This is a genomic window from Streptomyces rishiriensis (assembly GCF_003112535.1).
Taxonomy (GTDB): domain Bacteria; phylum Actinomycetota; class Actinomycetes; order Streptomycetales; family Streptomycetaceae; genus Streptomyces; species Streptomyces rishiriensis.
In genome coordinates, this window is the sequence record NZ_BEWA01000004.1 from 243,243 (window position 1) to 259,344 (window position 16,102).

The 16,102-nt window shown below is 72.5% G+C and carries 11 protein-coding genes and 3 pseudogenes; 3 read left to right on the plus strand and 11 right to left on the minus strand.

Annotated features, from left to right (window positions below; translation table 11 throughout):
- Window positions 1-24: 24 nt before the first annotated feature.
- Together Sri02f_RS08110 and mshA are read right to left on the minus strand one after the other, a co-directional pair.
- Window positions 25-522 (minus strand): annotated as a pseudogene (locus tag Sri02f_RS08110) (type III secretion system chaperone family protein); the annotation flags it as partial.
- Window positions 515-1,852 (minus strand): D-inositol-3-phosphate glycosyltransferase, encoded by a 1,338-nt coding sequence (gene mshA, locus Sri02f_RS08115; protein WP_109000398.1) that lies wholly within the window; start codon window positions 1,850-1,852, stop codon window positions 515-517. The pseudogene Sri02f_RS08110 and the gene mshA, both read right to left, overlap by 8 nt.
- 271 nt (window positions 1,853-2,123) lie before the next feature.
- Between mshA and Sri02f_RS08120 the strand changes: the two genes are divergently transcribed.
- The 3 genes from Sri02f_RS08120 (at window position 2,124) to Sri02f_RS08130 (ending at window position 6,372) form a co-directional block, all read left to right on the plus strand.
- Window positions 2,124-2,942: a class I SAM-dependent methyltransferase gene (locus Sri02f_RS08120; protein WP_174855608.1), complete on the plus strand. Its 819-nt coding sequence runs from the start codon at window positions 2,124-2,126 to the stop codon at window positions 2,940-2,942.
- Between the two features lie 322 nt (window positions 2,943-3,264).
- Window positions 3,265-4,383, plus strand: coding sequence for a C40 family peptidase (locus tag Sri02f_RS08125; protein WP_109000400.1), 1,119 nt, complete (start codon window positions 3,265-3,267; stop codon window positions 4,381-4,383).
- Window positions 4,384-4,851: 468 nt separating this feature from the next.
- Window positions 4,852-6,372 (plus strand): PP2C family protein-serine/threonine phosphatase, encoded by a 1,521-nt coding sequence (locus Sri02f_RS08130; RefSeq protein ID WP_167467507.1) that lies wholly within the window; start codon window positions 4,852-4,854, stop codon window positions 6,370-6,372.
- A gap of 32 nt (window positions 6,373-6,404) precedes the next feature.
- On the opposite strand, the gene Sri02f_RS08135 is transcribed toward Sri02f_RS08130, so the two are convergent.
- From Sri02f_RS08135 to Sri02f_RS08170, 9 genes and pseudogenes are all read right to left on the minus strand, one after another.
- On the minus strand, window positions 6,405-6,749 hold the full coding sequence (locus Sri02f_RS08135; RefSeq protein WP_109000486.1) for a DUF2516 family protein: 345 nt from the start codon (window positions 6,747-6,749) through the stop codon (window positions 6,405-6,407).
- A gap of 168 nt (window positions 6,750-6,917) precedes the next feature.
- Window positions 6,918-7,619 (minus strand): hypothetical protein, encoded by a 702-nt coding sequence (locus Sri02f_RS08140; RefSeq protein ID WP_109000487.1) that lies wholly within the window; start codon window positions 7,617-7,619, stop codon window positions 6,918-6,920.
- Window positions 7,620-7,783: 164 nt separating this feature from the next.
- The gene (locus Sri02f_RS08145) at window positions 7,784-8,233 is read right to left on the minus strand and encodes a helix-turn-helix domain-containing protein (RefSeq protein ID WP_245970517.1); all 450 of its coding nucleotides are present in this window, start codon (window positions 8,231-8,233) and stop codon (window positions 7,784-7,786) included.
- Between the two features lie 153 nt (window positions 8,234-8,386).
- Window positions 8,387-8,914, minus strand: a complete 528-nt coding sequence (locus Sri02f_RS08150; protein WP_109000402.1) for an HAD domain-containing protein — start codon at window positions 8,912-8,914, stop codon at window positions 8,387-8,389.
- Between the two features lie 70 nt (window positions 8,915-8,984).
- Window positions 8,985-9,938: pseudogene (locus Sri02f_RS08155) on the minus strand (ATP-binding domain-containing protein); the annotation flags it as partial.
- Window positions 9,939-10,018: 80 nt separating this feature from the next.
- A pseudogene (locus Sri02f_RS08160) lies at window positions 10,019-10,156 on the minus strand (TetR family transcriptional regulator); the annotation flags it as partial.
- Window positions 10,157-10,276: 120 nt separating this feature from the next.
- Window positions 10,277-12,466, minus strand: a complete 2,190-nt coding sequence (locus Sri02f_RS08165) for a phosphotransferase family protein (RefSeq protein WP_109000403.1) — start codon at window positions 12,464-12,466, stop codon at window positions 10,277-10,279.
- Between the two features lie 137 nt (window positions 12,467-12,603).
- Window positions 12,604-12,807 carry a hypothetical protein gene (locus Sri02f_RS41105; RefSeq protein ID WP_159106676.1) on the minus strand — a complete coding sequence of 68 codons (204 nt, stop codon included), beginning with the start codon at window positions 12,805-12,807 and terminating at the stop codon, window positions 12,604-12,606.
- Between the two features lie 55 nt (window positions 12,808-12,862).
- Window positions 12,863-15,967 carry a non-ribosomal peptide synthetase gene (locus tag Sri02f_RS08170; RefSeq protein ID WP_109000404.1) on the minus strand — a complete coding sequence of 1,035 codons (3,105 nt, stop codon included), beginning with the start codon at window positions 15,965-15,967 and terminating at the stop codon, window positions 12,863-12,865.
- Window positions 15,968-16,102: the final 135 nt, after the last annotated feature.

The following is a 16,102-nucleotide window of genomic DNA, read 5'->3' on the forward strand; positions in this document are numbered from 1 at the left end:
CGCGTCCATCGGGCCGGAGGGGGCCGACGGCCGTTGGGTCAGGTGGGCGAAGGCGTCCAGGTTGCGCGTCGGCTCGCCCCGGGAGACGCGCCACTCGTACTCCCGGCGGATGGCGCTCGCGAAGCCCAGCTCCAGCAGGGTGTTGAAGGCGCCGTCGGCGGCCTCCAGGACCTGGCCCATGAGGCGGTCGAACTCGTCGGCCGTGACCGCGGCGAGCGGCAGGCGTGCGGTGACGTAGACGTCGCCGAGCTGGTCGACGGCGTAGCCGACGCCGTACAGCTTCAGGTTGCGTTCCAGGAGCCAGCGGTGGACGCCGGACTCGTTCTCGTCGGGGTGGCGGATGACGAAGGCGTTGAGGGAGAGGGAGTGGCGGCCGGCGATGAGGGACACGGTCGTCTTGAGTTTGCGGGTGCCGGGCAGCTGGGCCACGTAGGCGCCGGGCCCGGTGCTCTCCCACTCCAGCTCCGCGTCCCGCAGGAAGGCCTCGATGGCCTGTGCGGCGGTCTTCTCCAGGTCACCCATGCTCGGAGCGTACGCGACGGCGGTGCGACTGGGTCGCGGCCGCGTAGACGTCGGCCGTGGCCGCGGCCGCCGTGTCCCAGCCGAAGGACTGGGCGTGCGCGGCGGCGGCCGCGCCCATGCGGGCGGGCAGTTCGGGGCCGTCCGCGAAACGCTCGAGCACGCGCGCGTAGCCGGCCGGGTCGTGGCCCTGCACCAGGAAGCCCGTCTCGCCGTCGCGGACGGCCACCGGGAGCCCGCCGACCGAGGCGGCGAGCACCGGGGTCCCGGCCGCCTGCGCCTCTATGGCGACCAGGCCGAAGGACTCGCTGTAGGAGGGGACGACCAGCAGCGACGCCGCCCGGAACCAGTCCGCGAGCTGGTCCTGGTCGACGGGCGGCCGGAACCGGACGACGTCCGCGATGCCGAGCCGCGCGGCGAGCTTCTGCAGCCCCTCCGGCTTGGTGAGGCCGCTGCCGCTGGGGCCGCCGACGACCGGGACGACGATGCGGGAGCGGAGCTCGGGCCGCTCGTCGAGCAGGACGGCCACCGCGCGCAGGAGGATGTCGGGCGCCTTCAGGGGCTGGATGCGGCCCGCGAAGAGGGGGACCAGGGCGTCCTGGGGCAGGCCGAGGCGGGCGCGGGCGGCGGCGCGGCCGTCCGCGGGGCGGAAGCGGTCGAGGTTGACGCCGGGGTGCACGACAGCGACCTTGCCGGGTTCGGCGTGGTAGTGCCGTACGAGCTCGTCGGCCTCCTCCGCCGTGTTCGCGATGAGGCGGTCGGCGGCGACGACGATCTGGGTCTCGCCGATGACGCGGGCGGCGGGCTCGGGGGTGTCGCCGTCGGCCAGGTTGGCGTTCTTGACCTTGGCCATGGTGTGCATCGCGTGTACCAGGGGGGCGCCCCAGCGCTGGGCGGCCAGCCAGCCGACATGGCCGGAGAGCCAGTAGTGCGAGTGCACGAGGTCGTAGTAGCCGGGGCGGTGACCGGCCCAGGCCTGCATCACGCCGTGCGTGAAGGCGCACAGCTGGGCCGGGAGGTCCTCCTTGGCGAGACCCTCGTAGGGGCCGGCGTCGATGTGCCGGACGAGGACCCCGGGGGCCAGCTCCACCGTCGGCGGGAGACCGCCGGTGGTCGCGCGCGTGAAGATCTCGACCTCGATGTTGATCGCGGCGAGGCGCTGCGCCAGTTCGACGATGTAGACGTTCATGCCGCCGGCGTCACCGGTGCCGGGCTGGTGGAGCGGCGAGGTGTGCACGGAGAGCATCGCGACGCGGCGGGGGCGGCGGTGGAGCCTGAGCCGCGAGGGAGCCGCCGTGGAGCGACGCCCGAGCCTGTTGGCGTACTGGCTCACGGGCCGTTCCTCCTTGCTGCGGGCATGCCGGAAGGAGGGTGTGGCGCGCCCTCCAGGGGGGTGCAACGCCGGTCGAAGGGATTCCCATTCCGAGCGGGTTCGGGAAAGGGGCGGTTTTTGCCGAGTCATTACCCTGCATCGCTCAACCGTTCGAGGGCGGTGGGCGTTAGCGGGGGCTCGTTCTTTGGCGCAGCACCCGTGTTCGAGCGCCTGGACGGGCCGACGACAGCGCCGCACCGGCCGGCCACAGCGCCGCACTACCCTCTTGGGTATGACATCCCGCGCCTCCGTCCGCCCCGTGGGCACGGTCACGCGCGGGACGACGAATCCCAACCGGCTGCGCCGCATGGACCGGTGGATCGCCGCGACGCACGGCGCCGAGCTGCGGCGCGCCGTCGAGCCCGTCGCCGTCGACCTCGGCTACGGGGCCGCCCCCTGGACGGCCGTCGAGTTGCTGCACCGGCTGCGTTCGGTCGCGCCACGCGCGCGGGTCGTCGGCGTCGAGATCGAGCCCGCCCGGGTCGCGGCCGCCGCGCCGTACGAACGCGAGGGACTGGTCTTCCGGCACGGCGGTTTCGAGATCCCCGTCGCCCGGCGGCCGCACCTCGTGCGCGCCGCCAACGTGCTGCGGCAGTACGACGAGGGCGAGGTCGCCGGGGTCTGGGAGCGGCTGTGCGCACGGCTCGCGCCGGCCGATCCCGCGGTCGGGTCGCGCGGGGGCCTGCTGGTCGAGGGGACCTGCGACGAGATCGGACGCCGGCACGTGTGGGTGGCGCTCGGGCCCGAAGGGCCGCGCACGGTCACGTTCGCGACCCGGCTCGGCTCCCTGGAACGACCCTCGGACCTGGCCGAACGGCTGCCCAAGGCGCTCATCCACCGCAACGTCCCGGGCGAGCCGGTGCACGCGTTCCTGCGCGACTTCGACCGCGCCTGGGCGGCGGCCGCGCCCTACGCGTCGTACGGCGCCCGTCAGCGGTGGATCCGCGCGGTACGGGACCTGACGGCCGACTGGCCGGTGACGGACGGGCCGGCGCGATGGCGGCAGGGCGAAGTGACGGTTCGGTGGGGCGCGTTGGCGCCCGGGCGCTGAACGGGATTCCCCCCGGGCAGCCGGGAACGATCTCCGTGCGTCGTTCGTCACACAAGGCGGGGAGATCGTCCTATCGGGGCGGTGACGAGGGGAAGGACTGCTGCGGACGCTCCGCGACTGTGTCGTTCACGTCGTTCGCGTCGTCGACTGCCGCTGCGTCGCCGTTCCGTCGCGGGTCCGCTGGCTGTCGTGGCTGTCGTGGCCGTCATCGCCGTCATGGCTGTCGTGGCTGTCGCCGCTCTGTCGTTTTCGGCTGTGACATGGCACGATCCCCCGAGCACCGTAAGTTACTGACGGTTAATCAGTGGTGGGGGGACGGGGTATGGGAACGGGCAAGCGCGGCCTGCTGGCGACGGCCGTGGCCGTGGTCTGTGCGATCACCGTGCTGGGGGCGCCCGGCGCCGCGTTCGCGAGCCCCGACCCCACGCCCGCCACGACCTCGGCCACGACCTCGACGCCGACGGCGGGCGCCCAGACACCCGCGCTCCCCTCGACCGCGACCGCCGACAAGGACCTCGAGGCCGTCCGCGCCCGCCTCGAGACGCTCTACCACGACGCCGCGGTCGCCACCGACGCCTACAACGCGGCGGAGGAAGCGGCCCAGAAGCAGTCGGCGGAGATCGTCGAACTGGCCAAGAAGATCGTCGCGGGCCAGGAGAAGCTGGCGGAGCTGAAGGACCGCGCGGGCGCCGCGGCCCGGGCCCAGTACCGCACCGGCGGCCTGCCGGACGAGGCGCAGCTGATGCTGAGCGACGACCCGTCGGAGTTCCTCGACGGTGCGGGCCGGGTACGCCAGGGCCAGCGCGCGACCAAGGGCCTGATCACCCAACTCACCCGCACGCAGCAGGACCTGGAGCAGTACTCCAAGGACGCCTCCGCGCAGTGGGCCGAGCTGGAGACGGGCCGCAAGACGAAGGCTGCCGCCCAGAAGAAGATCGAGAAGCAGATCTCGGAGGCCGAGAAGCTCGAATCCCGGCTGGAGAAGAAGGAGAAGGCGCGCCTCGAGGAGCTGGAGCGGCAGAGCGCGCAGAAGGCGCAGACCGCCTGGCTGGACACCGGCATCCTCCACGAGATCGACAGCGCGGCGTCCGAGCAGGGCAGGAAGGCCGTGCAGTTCGCCACCGCGCAGATCGGCAAGCCGTACGTGTGGGGCGCCGAGGGCCCGGACAGCTTCGACTGCTCCGGACTGACCTCCGAGGCCTGGAAGAGCGCCGGCCGGGCGATGCCGCGCACCTCGCAGGAGCAGTGGAAGCAGTTGCCGCACGTCCCCGTCGAGGACATGCGCCCCGGCGACCTGATCATCTACTTCAGCGACGCCAGCCATGTGGCGATGTACGTGGGCGACGGCTCGATCATCCACGCCCCGCGTCCGGGCCGTACGGTCACGCTCGCCGGGGCGGGTTCGATGCCGATACTCGGGGTCGTACGACCGGACGCGTGACCGGGCCCACGTGCGCCGCCGAGCGCGCCCATGTGTTCTGACGGCCTCTGGCGTGCTCTGACGTGCTCTGACGTGGTCTGACGTGGCCTGGCGTGCCCTGGCGTGCCCTGAAATGCCCTGAAGTGCGCGCATCGGGCGGGGGGACGGCAGGGGTGGGGACCGCAGACGCACGGCCGGGACGAGTGATCCGGGGTGAGCGGTCTGGAGGCGGCAGGTGACCTGGGGCACGTGACCCACGGCACCCGTTCCCGCGCCCCAAACCCCGGACGGACGTGACGTTCGTCATTCCCGCCCGGTTCCCGCCGTGCCCAACTGCGGTACGGAACGCGGCATATGACAGTGGCCAGAGCTCAAACACCGTGCGTCACACCATTCCGTTGCGACGCCTTCTGCCGCTATGGTCCCGGTCGGTGGGTCGAGGTCCCTCGCCCCCGCCAGCCCTCGGGGGGAGGGAAGGAACCCAAGACGATGCCCGTACCCGTACCGCGGCAGAGAGCGATCCCGGCCGTGGAAAGTGGTCAGGCGCAGGCCGCGCCCGCAGTCGGCGGTCCCTCCAAGGAAGAAGCCGTCCGCAGCGAGGAAGCCGGTCGCGACGAGGCGACGCCGGCCGACGACAACGACGCCACGCGCAACGCCACGCCCGCCGAAGACGCCCACCAGGGCGCGAGCACTACCGGCATGAGCACGACCGGTGTGAGCACCACCGGCACCACCGGCGCCACCGGCGCCACCGGCGCCAACAGCGCCACCGGCGCCAACGGCGTGAGCTGCGGTGACGCGGTCGCCGCCGGCGTGGGCTCCGCCCACACCACCCTCACCCTGCTCCTGATCGAGGACGACCCCACGGCCGCCCCGATCGTGCGCGACGTGCGCGACTCGGACGACAGGCCGATCCGGGTGCGCACCGCTCGCAACCTCACCGAGGCCGAGCGGCTGCTCACCGACGACGTCCACTGCATCCTGCTGGACCTCGCCCTGCCCGCCCCGGGCCGCGCCTCCGCGGCCGCCGGGGACGACGACGAGCTCGCCGTGCTGAGGCACGTGCTGCGGCTCGCGCCCCGGCACGCCGTGCTCGCGCTCACCGCGTCCGGCGACGCCGAGCGCGGCGCCGAGGCGGTGCGGGTGGGCGCCCAGGACTACCTCTTCAAGGACGAGCTGGACGGCCGGCTGCTGAGCCGCGCCATCCGCTACGCCGTGGAGCGGAAACGTTCCGACACCGCCGAGCGGCGGCTCGCCGAGGGCAAGCTGCGCGCGCAGGAGAACGCCCGGCTGGAGCGCGGCCTGCTGCCCACGCCCCTTCTTGAGGGCTCCCCGCTGCGCTTCGCCGCCCGCTACCGCCCCGGCCGCTCGCGCGCGCTGCTCGGCGGCGACTTCTACGACACCGTGCGCACACCGGACGGCACCGTGCACGCCATGATCGGCGACGTCTGCGGACACGGCCCGGACGAGGCGGCGCTCGGCGTGGAGCTGCGCATCGCCTGGCGGGCGCTGACCCTGGCGGGTCTGTGCGGAGACCAGTTGCTGAACACCCTCCAGCAGGTGCTGGAGCACGAACGCGACGACGACGAGATCTTCGCGACGCTGTGCACGGTGGACATCGCGCCCGACGGCCGCCGGGCGGGCCTGTGCCTGGCCGGCCATCCCGCGCCGCTGATCGCCCGCCCGGACCGGCCCGCACGTCTGCTGCCCCACGACAACAACGGCCCCGCCCTCGGCCTGCTGCCGGGCGCGCGCTGGCCGCGGACCCAGGTCGAGCTGGGGGCCGAGTGGAGCCTGATGATGTACACCGACGGCCTGATCGAGGGGCGGATCGGCGAGGGCCGGGAGCGGCTGGGTCAGGACGGCATGGTGGAGATGATCCGCCGGCAGCTCTCCGAGGGGCTGAGCGGGGAGGCGTTGCTGCGGGCCGCGGTGAACGAGGTGCGCGAGCTCAACGGGGGCGAGCTGACGGACGACGTGGCGGTGGTCCTGCTGGACCGGGTTCCCTGAGCGGGGTCCGGCCTGCCGGGTTCGGCCAGGGGCTAGCGTCCGCCGTTGTAAGGACCGTACGGGCCGTCGCTGCTGCTTCCGCCGCGTCGGCGCCCCCAGCCGCCGCCACCCGAGACCTGCCTGAGGGCGGGGCGCACGTCCACGAAGAAGACGATCGTGGCGACGAGGCCCGCGAGCTGCAGGAAGAGCATCGGCACCAGCAGGTTCACCGCGACGGCGATGCCGAGGATGATCAGCCAGAACCCCTTGTTCTGCTTGTCGGCGGCCCGGTAGGCGTCGTCACGGAACACGGCCGCCATCACCAGAGCCACCACGGCGAGGACCAGCATGGCGAGGTACAACAGCCACATCAGTCCCGCGAAGCCTGACATCAGCACAACGCCCACCACCCGATTCGACGCGTCTCGACTCGACCCTGCTCGTCCTACGCGGTCACGGTACCCGCAACCGCCCTTCGCCTACCCGTACAACGGGCCGGGCACCGCATCAGTGCCCGGCCCGTGACCGTATATCGCTGTTCGCCGTGTCCGTCCCGGCCGCCGGTCTCACTTGGTGGGCGGCGTCGTCTTCTTCGCAACGGGCTTGCGCACCGGAGCCTTCTTGACGGTGGACGTCTTCGCCTCCGGGGCGGGCACGGTGACGGCGGCCGGAGCGGGCTTCGGCGCGCCGGTCTCCTTGACCTGGACCGGGTCGGTCTTCGGCTCGGTCTTCGGCTCGGCGCTCGGCTCGACCGCGATCGCCAGCTCCTCGATCTCCTCGGCCGCCTCACCGCGCCACGTCCGCACGGCCTGCTCGCCGTGCTCGGCGACCTTCTCGTAGGTCTCACGGGCCTTGACGGCGTACTCGGCGGCGACGCCGACACCGCGCAGCGCGAAGTCCTGGGCGGACTCGCCGAGCTTCTTCAGGTCGGCGTCGAGGGTGCTGCCGAGCTTCTTGATGTCCCCGTCGAGGGTGCTGATGAAGTCGGTGACCCTGGACTGGAGGGACTCCTGCGCCTCCTTGGCGCGGGCGGTCGCCTCCTTGGCACGGGCGGTCGCCTCCTTGGCGCGGGCGCCCGCCTTCTCCTGCACGGTCTTGGGGTCGGTGTTGCGGACCGCCTCGAAACGGGCCGGGGCCTCGGCGCGCAGCTGCTCGACCAGGCCGGGCACCTTCTTCGCCTGCTGGAGGGCCAGGTCGGCGGTGCCCGCGGCGAAGTAGAGCGGAGTCGGGTCGCTGAGGGTCTTGCGCAGGTCGTCGGTGATGGCCATGGTGAAGGTCCTCCCGGATTGACGTTCGTCGTGCAGGTCGTGTGCGTCGTATGCGTCGTGCGAGCCGAGTACGGCGAACGCCTCGATCACATCGAGTGCGTCCACGTCGCCCTCGGCCGAGGGTCGCGCGGTTCCGCAGCGGTGCGGCCGGTCCCCTGGACCGGTCAACCGGCCGTCTGCTGCGGATCGGCGTCGCTCTCCTGCGCCCGGGCGTCCGCGCCGTCCGTTCCGACGTGGCCGCGGTGGTCGCTCCCGATCCCGTTCTCCTTGCGGAAGGACTCGTAGATCTGGAGCAGCGCCAGCTTCTGCGCCTCGGTGAGCGTGGGATCGGCGAGGATGACCGCTCGGGTCGCGCCCTCCCGTCGGTACTCCTCCCCGTCCCGCTCCGCGTCGAGGATGCCGGCCCGCACGTACAGCGTCTCGGCGGAGATCCGCAGCGCCTTGGCGACCTGCTGCAGCACCTCCGCGCTCGGCTTGCGCAGCCCGCGCTCGATCTGGCTCAGATACGGGTTGGACACCCCGGCGGCGTCGGCGAGCTGCCGCAGCGACAGTTGCGCGTTGCGCCGCTGCTCGCGCAGATACTCGCCGAGATTGCCGACGTTGAGCGATGCCATGCCTCCACCTTGCCCCACCCGCGCTAACTATTGCAAGCACCTGCTTGCAAAAGTGCGCCACACCACTCGGGAGGAGGACACCGCACCCTGCGGCCGGCGCCCTTCGCCCCGGCCGCCGCCCTCGACGCCTCACCCGCCCACTCCTGAGCCCCGTCACCGCGCCGGCGGCCCGGGATGCCTCCGCACAGTCCGTGCCCGCCCGCCCGCGATCCACTCCGTCACCGCCGCGAGGTCCGCGTCGCGGAGGGCGTGGGCGGGGTGGACGCGGTGCAGGAGACCCGGCGCGGGGTGGTGGGCGGCCACCCAGTCGCGGTCGGCGTCGGTGATCTCGTCGTCGAGCCAGACGAACGGCCTGCCCGCGGCCAGGGACACCAGGGTCCGCGTCTTCCAGTGGACGCCGCCGCCTCCCGGTGGCTGGTCCGCGTCCGGCCATGTCTCGTCCGGCCAGTCCGCGACCGGCAGCGCGGGGAGGCCGAGCCTGGGTGCGAGGAGCGTGTTCGCGTCGTCCAGCCAGGTCGTCGCCCACGTCAACTCGCACCCCAGCGCGAGGAGTCGGGGGCCGAGGGACGGGTCGAGCCGGGACAGGAGAGGGTGCGCGGGGGACGGCGGCCCGTACTCGGGGTAGGGGTCCGTGCCTCCGAACGGGATCAGCGTCCCGTCGACGTCGAGGAAGAGCAGCATCACCGTCCAGGATGCCCCGGTCACCCCTTCGCCGTAACTCCGAAGGGGCACGCGGAGGGCGGTACGGGGCTCACTGTTCCCAGGGCAGGGGGCGTTCGTGGACGATCTCCAGGCGGGTCACCGCGCGGGTGAGCACCACGTACAGGCGGTTCAGGCCGCGTTGTTCCGCCTCCGCGACGGCCGCCGGTTCGACGGCGACGACGTGGTCGTACTCCAGGCCCTTGGCGAGGGTCGCGGGGACGACCGTCACCCGGGCGGCCGGTTCGTCCGGGCCGCAGGACGGCAGGCCGGCCGCCGTGAGCGCCTCGCGGACGGCGGCCGCCTGCGGGTCCGCCGCGATGACGCCGACCGATCCCTCGTGGGCGAGCGCGTCGCGCACGGCGGCGACGACCGCGCCGGACAGGTCGCCGTTCGCCCGCCGGACGCGCAGTTCGCCGTCGCGGCGCAGCGAGTCGGCCCGCGGCACGTCGACGTCGAGGCGGTCCAGGACACGGCCCGCGAGGGCGAGCACGGCGGCCGGGACGCGGAAGCCCGTGGTCAGCGGGACGATCGTGGCGTCCGGCTTGCCCAGGTGGGTCATCTGCACCTGCCACGAGGCCGCCGCCCACGGGGTGGTGCCCTGCGCCAGGTCGCCGAGGACGGTGAGCGAGCCGAAGGGGACCCGGCGGGCGACGGCGCGGCACTCCATCGGCGAGAGGCCCTGAGCCTCGTCGACCACGACATGCCCGTAGCCCCGGGGGTGTTCCAGGAGGCCGGCCACCTCGTCGAGCAGGACGAGGTCGGCCGTCGACCAGCGCGCCGACTTCGGGGAGCGGGGCGGGCGCGGCCAGAGCAGGGCGCGCTGCTCGTCCGCGTCCAGCAGGCCGGACGCCGCCCGTGCCAACGCCTCGGCGTCCATGAGGAGTCCGGCGACGACCTCCTCGGGGCGCAGCTTCGGCCACACCGCTTCCACGCACGCGCTCACGGCCCGCGCCCGTTCGATCCGGCGGGTCCAGGAGGCCGGGCGCGGCCCGTTCCGGCGTTCGACCAGCTCGAGCCTGGGGCGGCCGGGAGTCGAGTGCCGGCGAGCGCCGGCAAGTGCTGCCGAGCGCCGCCGAGAGCAGCCGAGATCTCCGCCGCCGCGGCGACCTCGGCGACGGACACCGCGTCGAAGCCACGCTCCAGGAACAGCCGGACGGCGACCTCCGACACGGCCTGGTACATCCGCTGCCTCTTGCGCTCACGCAGCCCGGTCTCACTCATGGGGCGAGCCTACGGGCCCCGCCCGTCACCCGGCGGGGCCGCGCCAACGGGACGGCAGCACTCCGGCATCGACGGTCCCAGACCAGCCGGCCGCGTCACCAACCTGTCGGGACGGCACGCCTAGGCCAGGGCGCGGGCCAGATAGGGGTTTGCCGTCGCGGGGACGGAGAGACCGAGGGACGCGGTGGCCGCCGCGAGGGTGTCGGCGTAGGAGTTGACGGCCCGGCGGACGTTGGGAGCGTCCAGGCCCGACCCGGTCGCCAGCCGGTCGAGGTCGATGTACGCGGAGCGGACGATCTCGATCCGGCGGTAGACGACCCAGTCCTTCCCCCAGTCCCGGGTGTACTCCGGGGCCAGCCGCCGCTGCCAGCGGAGGAACATCCGCTCCCTGATCTCCGGCTTGGTCGGCGTGAGATGCATGTGCCGGACCAGGTCGTAGAGCGGGTCGCCGACCAGGGCCATCTCCCAGTCGATGATCGTCAGGGCCAGGGCGTCGTCGCGGCGCACCAGGTTCCACGGGTTGAGGTCGCCGTGCAGCAGGGCCGGCGCCCGATGGCCCACCCGGTGCCCCGACAGGATCTCCCGCAGCCGCCGTTCGTCGGGCAGCCCCAGCGTGCGGGCCAGCTGCAGCGACTTCTTCGGCAGGTCGCGGACCAGACCGACCAGCTGTTCCTTCAGCCACTCGCAGAAATCCACGTGCCCGGCCTGCGGATCGATCAACCCATGGTCCACCCGGGTCAGTTCGCACAACTGGTCGACGAGTGCGTCCGCCTCGTGCGGCAGCAGGCCGTTCACCGGGTGGACGGGCGCCCGGTCGATGTGGGTGCCCTCGTAGGTGTGGATGCTGAGCTGGTCGTCCGGATAGCTCACACCCAGGGCGAGGACCTCCGGCGCCGCCACCCGGACCCGCGACTCCTGGATCGCCTGCAGGACGACGTGCTCGCTCAGGTACTTGGGCTCCCGGCGCGAGACGTCGGGCAGTTTGCGGCGCACGACCACGGGGGTGCGCGTGCCCTGCACCCGGACCACGGAGTTGAGGTGCGCGGTCCCCTTGAAGACCCGGTGCGCCGGAGCGGCTCCCTCCGCGAGCAGCGCCTCCCGCACGGCGGAGGCCGGGAAGCGGGGGTTCTCGGTGAGTCGCGGATCCGGCTGCCAGCCGAAGGCCTTCATGATCCAGTCCCGGCCGCCGACCGCCCCGTCGCCCCGCGACGCCAGCCACCGGAACAGGGCCCGTCCGATCTCGTCGTTCGTCGGGACGTTCCTGAGCCGCAGGGGCGCCGCCGCCGCCCGCAGCGCCCGTCCCACCTCCACCGTCGCCTCGTCCAGGCTCTTCTGGGTGAACGACTCCAGCAGGGACCGCGCGGCCCGCATGACGTCGGGATAGAGGGACTGCGCCCGCTCGAAATCGAGGTAGTGGCGCAGATCCCTGGCGAGCCCCTTGATCGCGCTGGGCCGGCACTCCCGCATGGCCTGCGCCCAGGCGGCGATCACCTCGTCCCACTGGTGGTCCGGGTACCGCATGCGCACGAGGTGGGTGGCGAGGTCGTGCAGGGGGTCGCCGTACGTCGCAAGCTCCCAGTCGACGCAGACGAGCGGCGGGTCGCCGTCGTACGAGACGATCACGTTGTCCCGGTGCAGGTCCGCGTGGAGCAGGCTGTACGGCCGCCGGGTCATGGCCGGCACCCGCTCGGCCAGCCGGAGCAGCGCGTCGTCGGAGACGCCCAACGCCTTGAACAGTCCGCCGAACTCGTCCCAGTTCGGCTTGCGGATCTCCGCGTCGGCGAGACGGGCCAGGGTCCTCAGAAAGGCCTGGCTGTCGCTGTGGTTGGCGGGCCACGATCTCGGCAGGGCCGGCAACGCGGACAGGCGCACCTGGGTCATCTGGGCCAGCAGGCCCGCCAGCGCCCTCATCAGCAGGGTGTCGACAGGCTTACCGTTTCCGCAGATGGTGGAGAGCGGCACGCCGTCCACATAGCTGTGGACGGCGTAGTCCGGTGTCTCGACCAGGCACGCGGGGGCGTGGGGCAGGACGCCCTGGAGGGCGTCGAGGATCGCCGCCTCGTCCTGCCACGTCCTGATCACCACGGGCAGCGCGTCCCGTCGCCGGATGCGCACCGTCACGAGCGTGCCCGGCTCGCGGCGCAGCCGTCGCGCCACCTCGTCCGTCAGCGGCAGCACGTGGTTGCGATGGTGGTGGCCGCTGGACGCCTGTGTGGACTCCGCGGCCCGGACGAAGGCACGTAGGACGCCGGACGTGCCCTCGGCGGCTCGTTCCCCGGGGTGACGAAGGGGAACAAGGTGGTCGACCACTGGCCGCTCCGGATACTCGCGCTGGGCATGTTAGGGCAAACGGTAAAGGCGCCGCACGACCGGAGCGATGCAAGTGAGCCAATGGGTGGGTGCCACTCATCCGCGTCAGGCCGTCCGGGACCGGCTGGTTCGCCGTCTTATACGGATGGACGGGAGTGATTGCTCGCGCGATTGAGGCATGCTAGCGCAGCGCGGACCGGTTGTTCGGCGAGATGCGTCCAGCCCGGGTCGCACCACGCCTGCCGGGTTTCCCCGAACACCGTGCCCGACGAGTCGGGGTCGCCGTCCTTCACCTGGTGGGTGGGCGTGGCGCCGAGACCCGGCACGTCGAGGGCGGTCATCTGCTCCTCGGAATCCAGTTCGAGCTGCCGCCGGCGCGCCCGCCCCCGCCGCGGCTCACTCCGCGACCGGCGCCGGGCTGTGCGCCCCCGCCGCCTTCCGGCACAACCGGACCACCTGGTCCAGCGTCGGCTCCCCGACGATCTGTGCCAGTTCCGCCATGAACACCTCCTCTCCTTCGGTGTCCAGCACGGTCCGGCAGACCCCGGCGATCATGGCGAGCAGGGACAGCGAGTCCCCGCCCAACTGGTGGAAGTCCGAGCGGCCTTCCAGTCTGGAGCGCTCCACCCCGAGGGTGCGGGACCACACCTCGGCCACCGCCTCCTCCACCGGGTCCGTGGGCCCCTCCGGGGCCGCCATCGGGTCCGCATCGGCTCCGGGGGCCGCCACGAAGGCGTCCGGAAGCGCCTTCGTGTCGACCTTCCCGCTCACCGTGTAAGGGAGTTCGGGGAGCGCCAGGATCGCCGCGGGCACCATGTACCGGGGCAGCCGCTCCGTGACGTAAGCGGTCAACTCCTCGACCAAGGACTCTTGTTCATCCGGATCAGGGCCGGTCACCACGTACGCGTACAACGCCTTCGAGGCGCTCCCCGGCCGGGCCTTCGCGATCACCACCGCCCGGGTCACTCCCGGATGGTCCTCCAGCGTCTGCGCCACCTCGGCCGGCTCGACCCGGTGGCCTCGCACCTTCACCTGGTCATCGATGCGTCCGACGAACTCGAGGCCGCCCGACGGCATGACGCGGGCCAGGTCACCGGTCCGGTAGACGCGGCTGCCGTCGGCGAGACGGACGAAGCGTTCCCGGTCCAGATCGGGACGGCCCAGGTATCCACGGGCCAGTTGCACGCCGCCCAGGTACATCTCCCCGACGTCCCCCGGGGCCACGAAGCGACGGCCCTCGTCCAGGAGATGCACCGTGGTGTTGTCCGCCGGCACCCCGATGGGCACGGCGATGCCGGTGTCCTCGCGGGCTTTGAAGGTATGGGCGGTGCAGCCGATCGTCGCCTCGGTGGGACCGTAGAGATTGATGATCCGGCACTGCGGTCCGAACATCTCCTGGGCGCGGGCGGCGACCTCCACCCGCAGTTGCTCGCCGACGACGACCACGCTTCGGTAGCCGTCCGGCGAGATGTCGAGCTGCCCGATCAGGTCCAGGTGGGACGGCGTCAGATTGAGCATGGTGGCGCCGGAGGTCTGCAGCAACCGCCGCAGCGACAGGTGGCTCGGCTCCTGCGGCATCAGGACGACTTCACCGCCGGCCAGCAGCGGCAGGAAGACCGAGGTGCCCGTGACGTCGAACGACGGTGAGGTGATCAGCGGCAGCCGGGTGTCCGCGTCCACCCCGAACTCCCGTGTGGCCCAGTCGGCGTAGTGCACCAGACTGCGGTGCTCGATCTGCACTCCCTTGGGGCGGCCGGTCGAGCCGGAGGTGTAGATCACATACGCCAGGTCGTCCGGCGACACCTCGACGTCCTGGAACAGCGGTTCACCGTCGCGCTCCGGGCCGGGAACGGCCGTGAGCCGGCTCAGCGCCAGCTGCTCGCACCCGGGCGGTACGGCCGTCCGCTGCCCATAGGCCTCCTCCACCAGGCAGTACGCCGCCCCGGCATCCGTCAGCAGGCCCGAGAGCCGGGCGTCCGGGTGCTGCGCGTCCAGGGGCAGGTAGCAGGCGCCGGCCCGCAAGACCCCCCATATGCCCGCCACCAGGGCCACCGAGCGATCGGCGAGCAGCCCCACCACCGTCCCCGGACCCGCGCCCCGGTCCCGCAGCGTCCTGGCCACCGCGTCGGCCCGGCGGCTCAACTCCGCGTAGGTGACCGGACCTTCGGGCCCGCTGAGAGCGATAGCGTCCGGTGTGCGCCGCACCTGTTCACGGAAGCGCTGCACCACCGAAGCGTCCGAATCCAGTGCACGAGCGGTGTCGTTGCCCTGCCACACGCGGTTCTCCCGGGGCGACAGGGCCTCCTCGACCACGTCCAGCAGCGTCTGCGCCCGCTCGGCGACACCCGGCCCGTCCTGCCAGGTCACGGTTACCTCGGTACGGCCGTCGCTCTCGATCATGTCGATCGAGGGCGGGGCCCCGGGGCCCGTAGCACCCAGGGTGTACAGCGCCGTTGCCGTGAAGCCGTCGCAACCGAAGGACGCCAGGTCATGGATCCCCAGATGCGTGACGAGGGACAGCGCCGAGCAGCGGTTCTTCCGCGCGGACGCCCGGCCGACCGCCGAGGAGAACGCCCGGATCAGTGGCAGCGGGGTCTTCAGCATCTTGGGATCAGTGCGCACCGCCAGCTCCGCGCCGTCGGCGAGCGCCTTGAGGGCCCGTCCGTGCACCTCCTGCCAGCTGTCCCCGGCGGCGACGTCCAGCACGAACGCCTGCGACAGCCAGGCCGTGGAGCGGATCTCGGGTGCGTGCCGGCGCAGGTCGACGGGGACCAGGAAGCGGCCGGCGCCGTCCGGGCCGTACATCCCGGCCACCGCTGCGGCCACCTTCGCCGTCGCCGCCGGGTGGCTTCCGTCGACCGACCGACGGCGCCAGAGTGTCCCCGAGGGCTTGCGCGGCACCGGGCCCAGCGGCGAGGGCCACACCAGCTCACCGACGTTCCGGGAGATCGGCGGGAGTCCGCCCGGCAGTTCGAGGCTTTCGAGGAACTCGTCCCTGCTCACCGTGGACGGTGCGCCGGACGGCTCGGAGCCCTGGAGCACCCGGAACACGTCCTCGACCCACAGCATCAGCCCCCGGGCGTCCGTGACGCCGTGCGAGGCGCGGAAGACCAAGGCGGTGCGCTCCCCGGCGGATTCAGAGCCCTTCGTGCCGCCCGGAAAGAGAAGGACCTCGAACGTGGCGCCCGGACTCCGCAGCGGGTGCCGGAACGCGGGCGAGTGCAGAAGCCGCCCGTCGAACGAGCCCGCCTCCATGACCCGGACGCGCGGCGGGAGACCGCCGTCCACCAGAAGCCGGCCGTCGCGCACCAGCCGTGTCCCGGGACTGGCCTGCGAAGCGCGGGTCACAGCCTCGGCCAGCCGTCGCTCGTCCAGCGTCCCCGCGCCCTCCACCACGTACTGGACCATGTTCGCGTGACGAGGAGCCAAGCCGTGATAAAGCCACTCACCGGCGGACATCGTCCGGCGGTAGCCGTGATGTTGCCGAGAGATGGGACTCATGAGGTGTCTCCTGACCGTGGTCGGCCTCGTGGCCGGGGCCCGAACATCATCGGCCCACGGGAACTGGGGAACCCCTTAGTACTCCTTGTCGCGATTCTGGCCGGGTCGGTCGTTGGTGTGTTTATGGGCGAGGAC

Coding starts and splice junctions, on each gene's coding strand:
- Sri02f_RS08120 (WP_174855608.1), top strand. CDS start 2,124: ATGACATCCCGCGCCTCCGTCCGCCCCGTGGGCACGGTCACGCGCGGG.
- Sri02f_RS08140 (WP_109000487.1), bottom strand. CDS start 7,619: ATGGCCATCACCGACGACCTGCGCAAGACCCTCAGCGACCCGACTCCG.
- Sri02f_RS08170 (WP_109000404.1), bottom strand. CDS start 15,967: ATGAGTCCCATCTCTCGGCAACATCACGGCTACCGCCGGACGATGTCC.
- Sri02f_RS08130 (WP_167467507.1), top strand. CDS start 4,852: ATGCCCGTACCCGTACCGCGGCAGAGAGCGATCCCGGCCGTGGAAAGT.
- Sri02f_RS08125 (WP_109000400.1), top strand. CDS start 3,265: ATGGGAACGGGCAAGCGCGGCCTGCTGGCGACGGCCGTGGCCGTGGTC.
- Sri02f_RS41105 (WP_159106676.1), bottom strand. CDS start 12,807: ATGACCGCCCTCGACGTGCCGGGTCTCGGCGCCACGCCCACCCACCAG.
- Sri02f_RS08150 (WP_109000402.1), bottom strand. CDS start 8,914: ATGCTGCTCTTCCTCGACGTCGACGGGACGCTGATCCCGTTCGGAGGC.
- Sri02f_RS08145 (WP_245970517.1), bottom strand. CDS start 8,233: ATGGCATCGCTCAACGTCGGCAATCTCGGCGAGTATCTGCGCGAGCAG.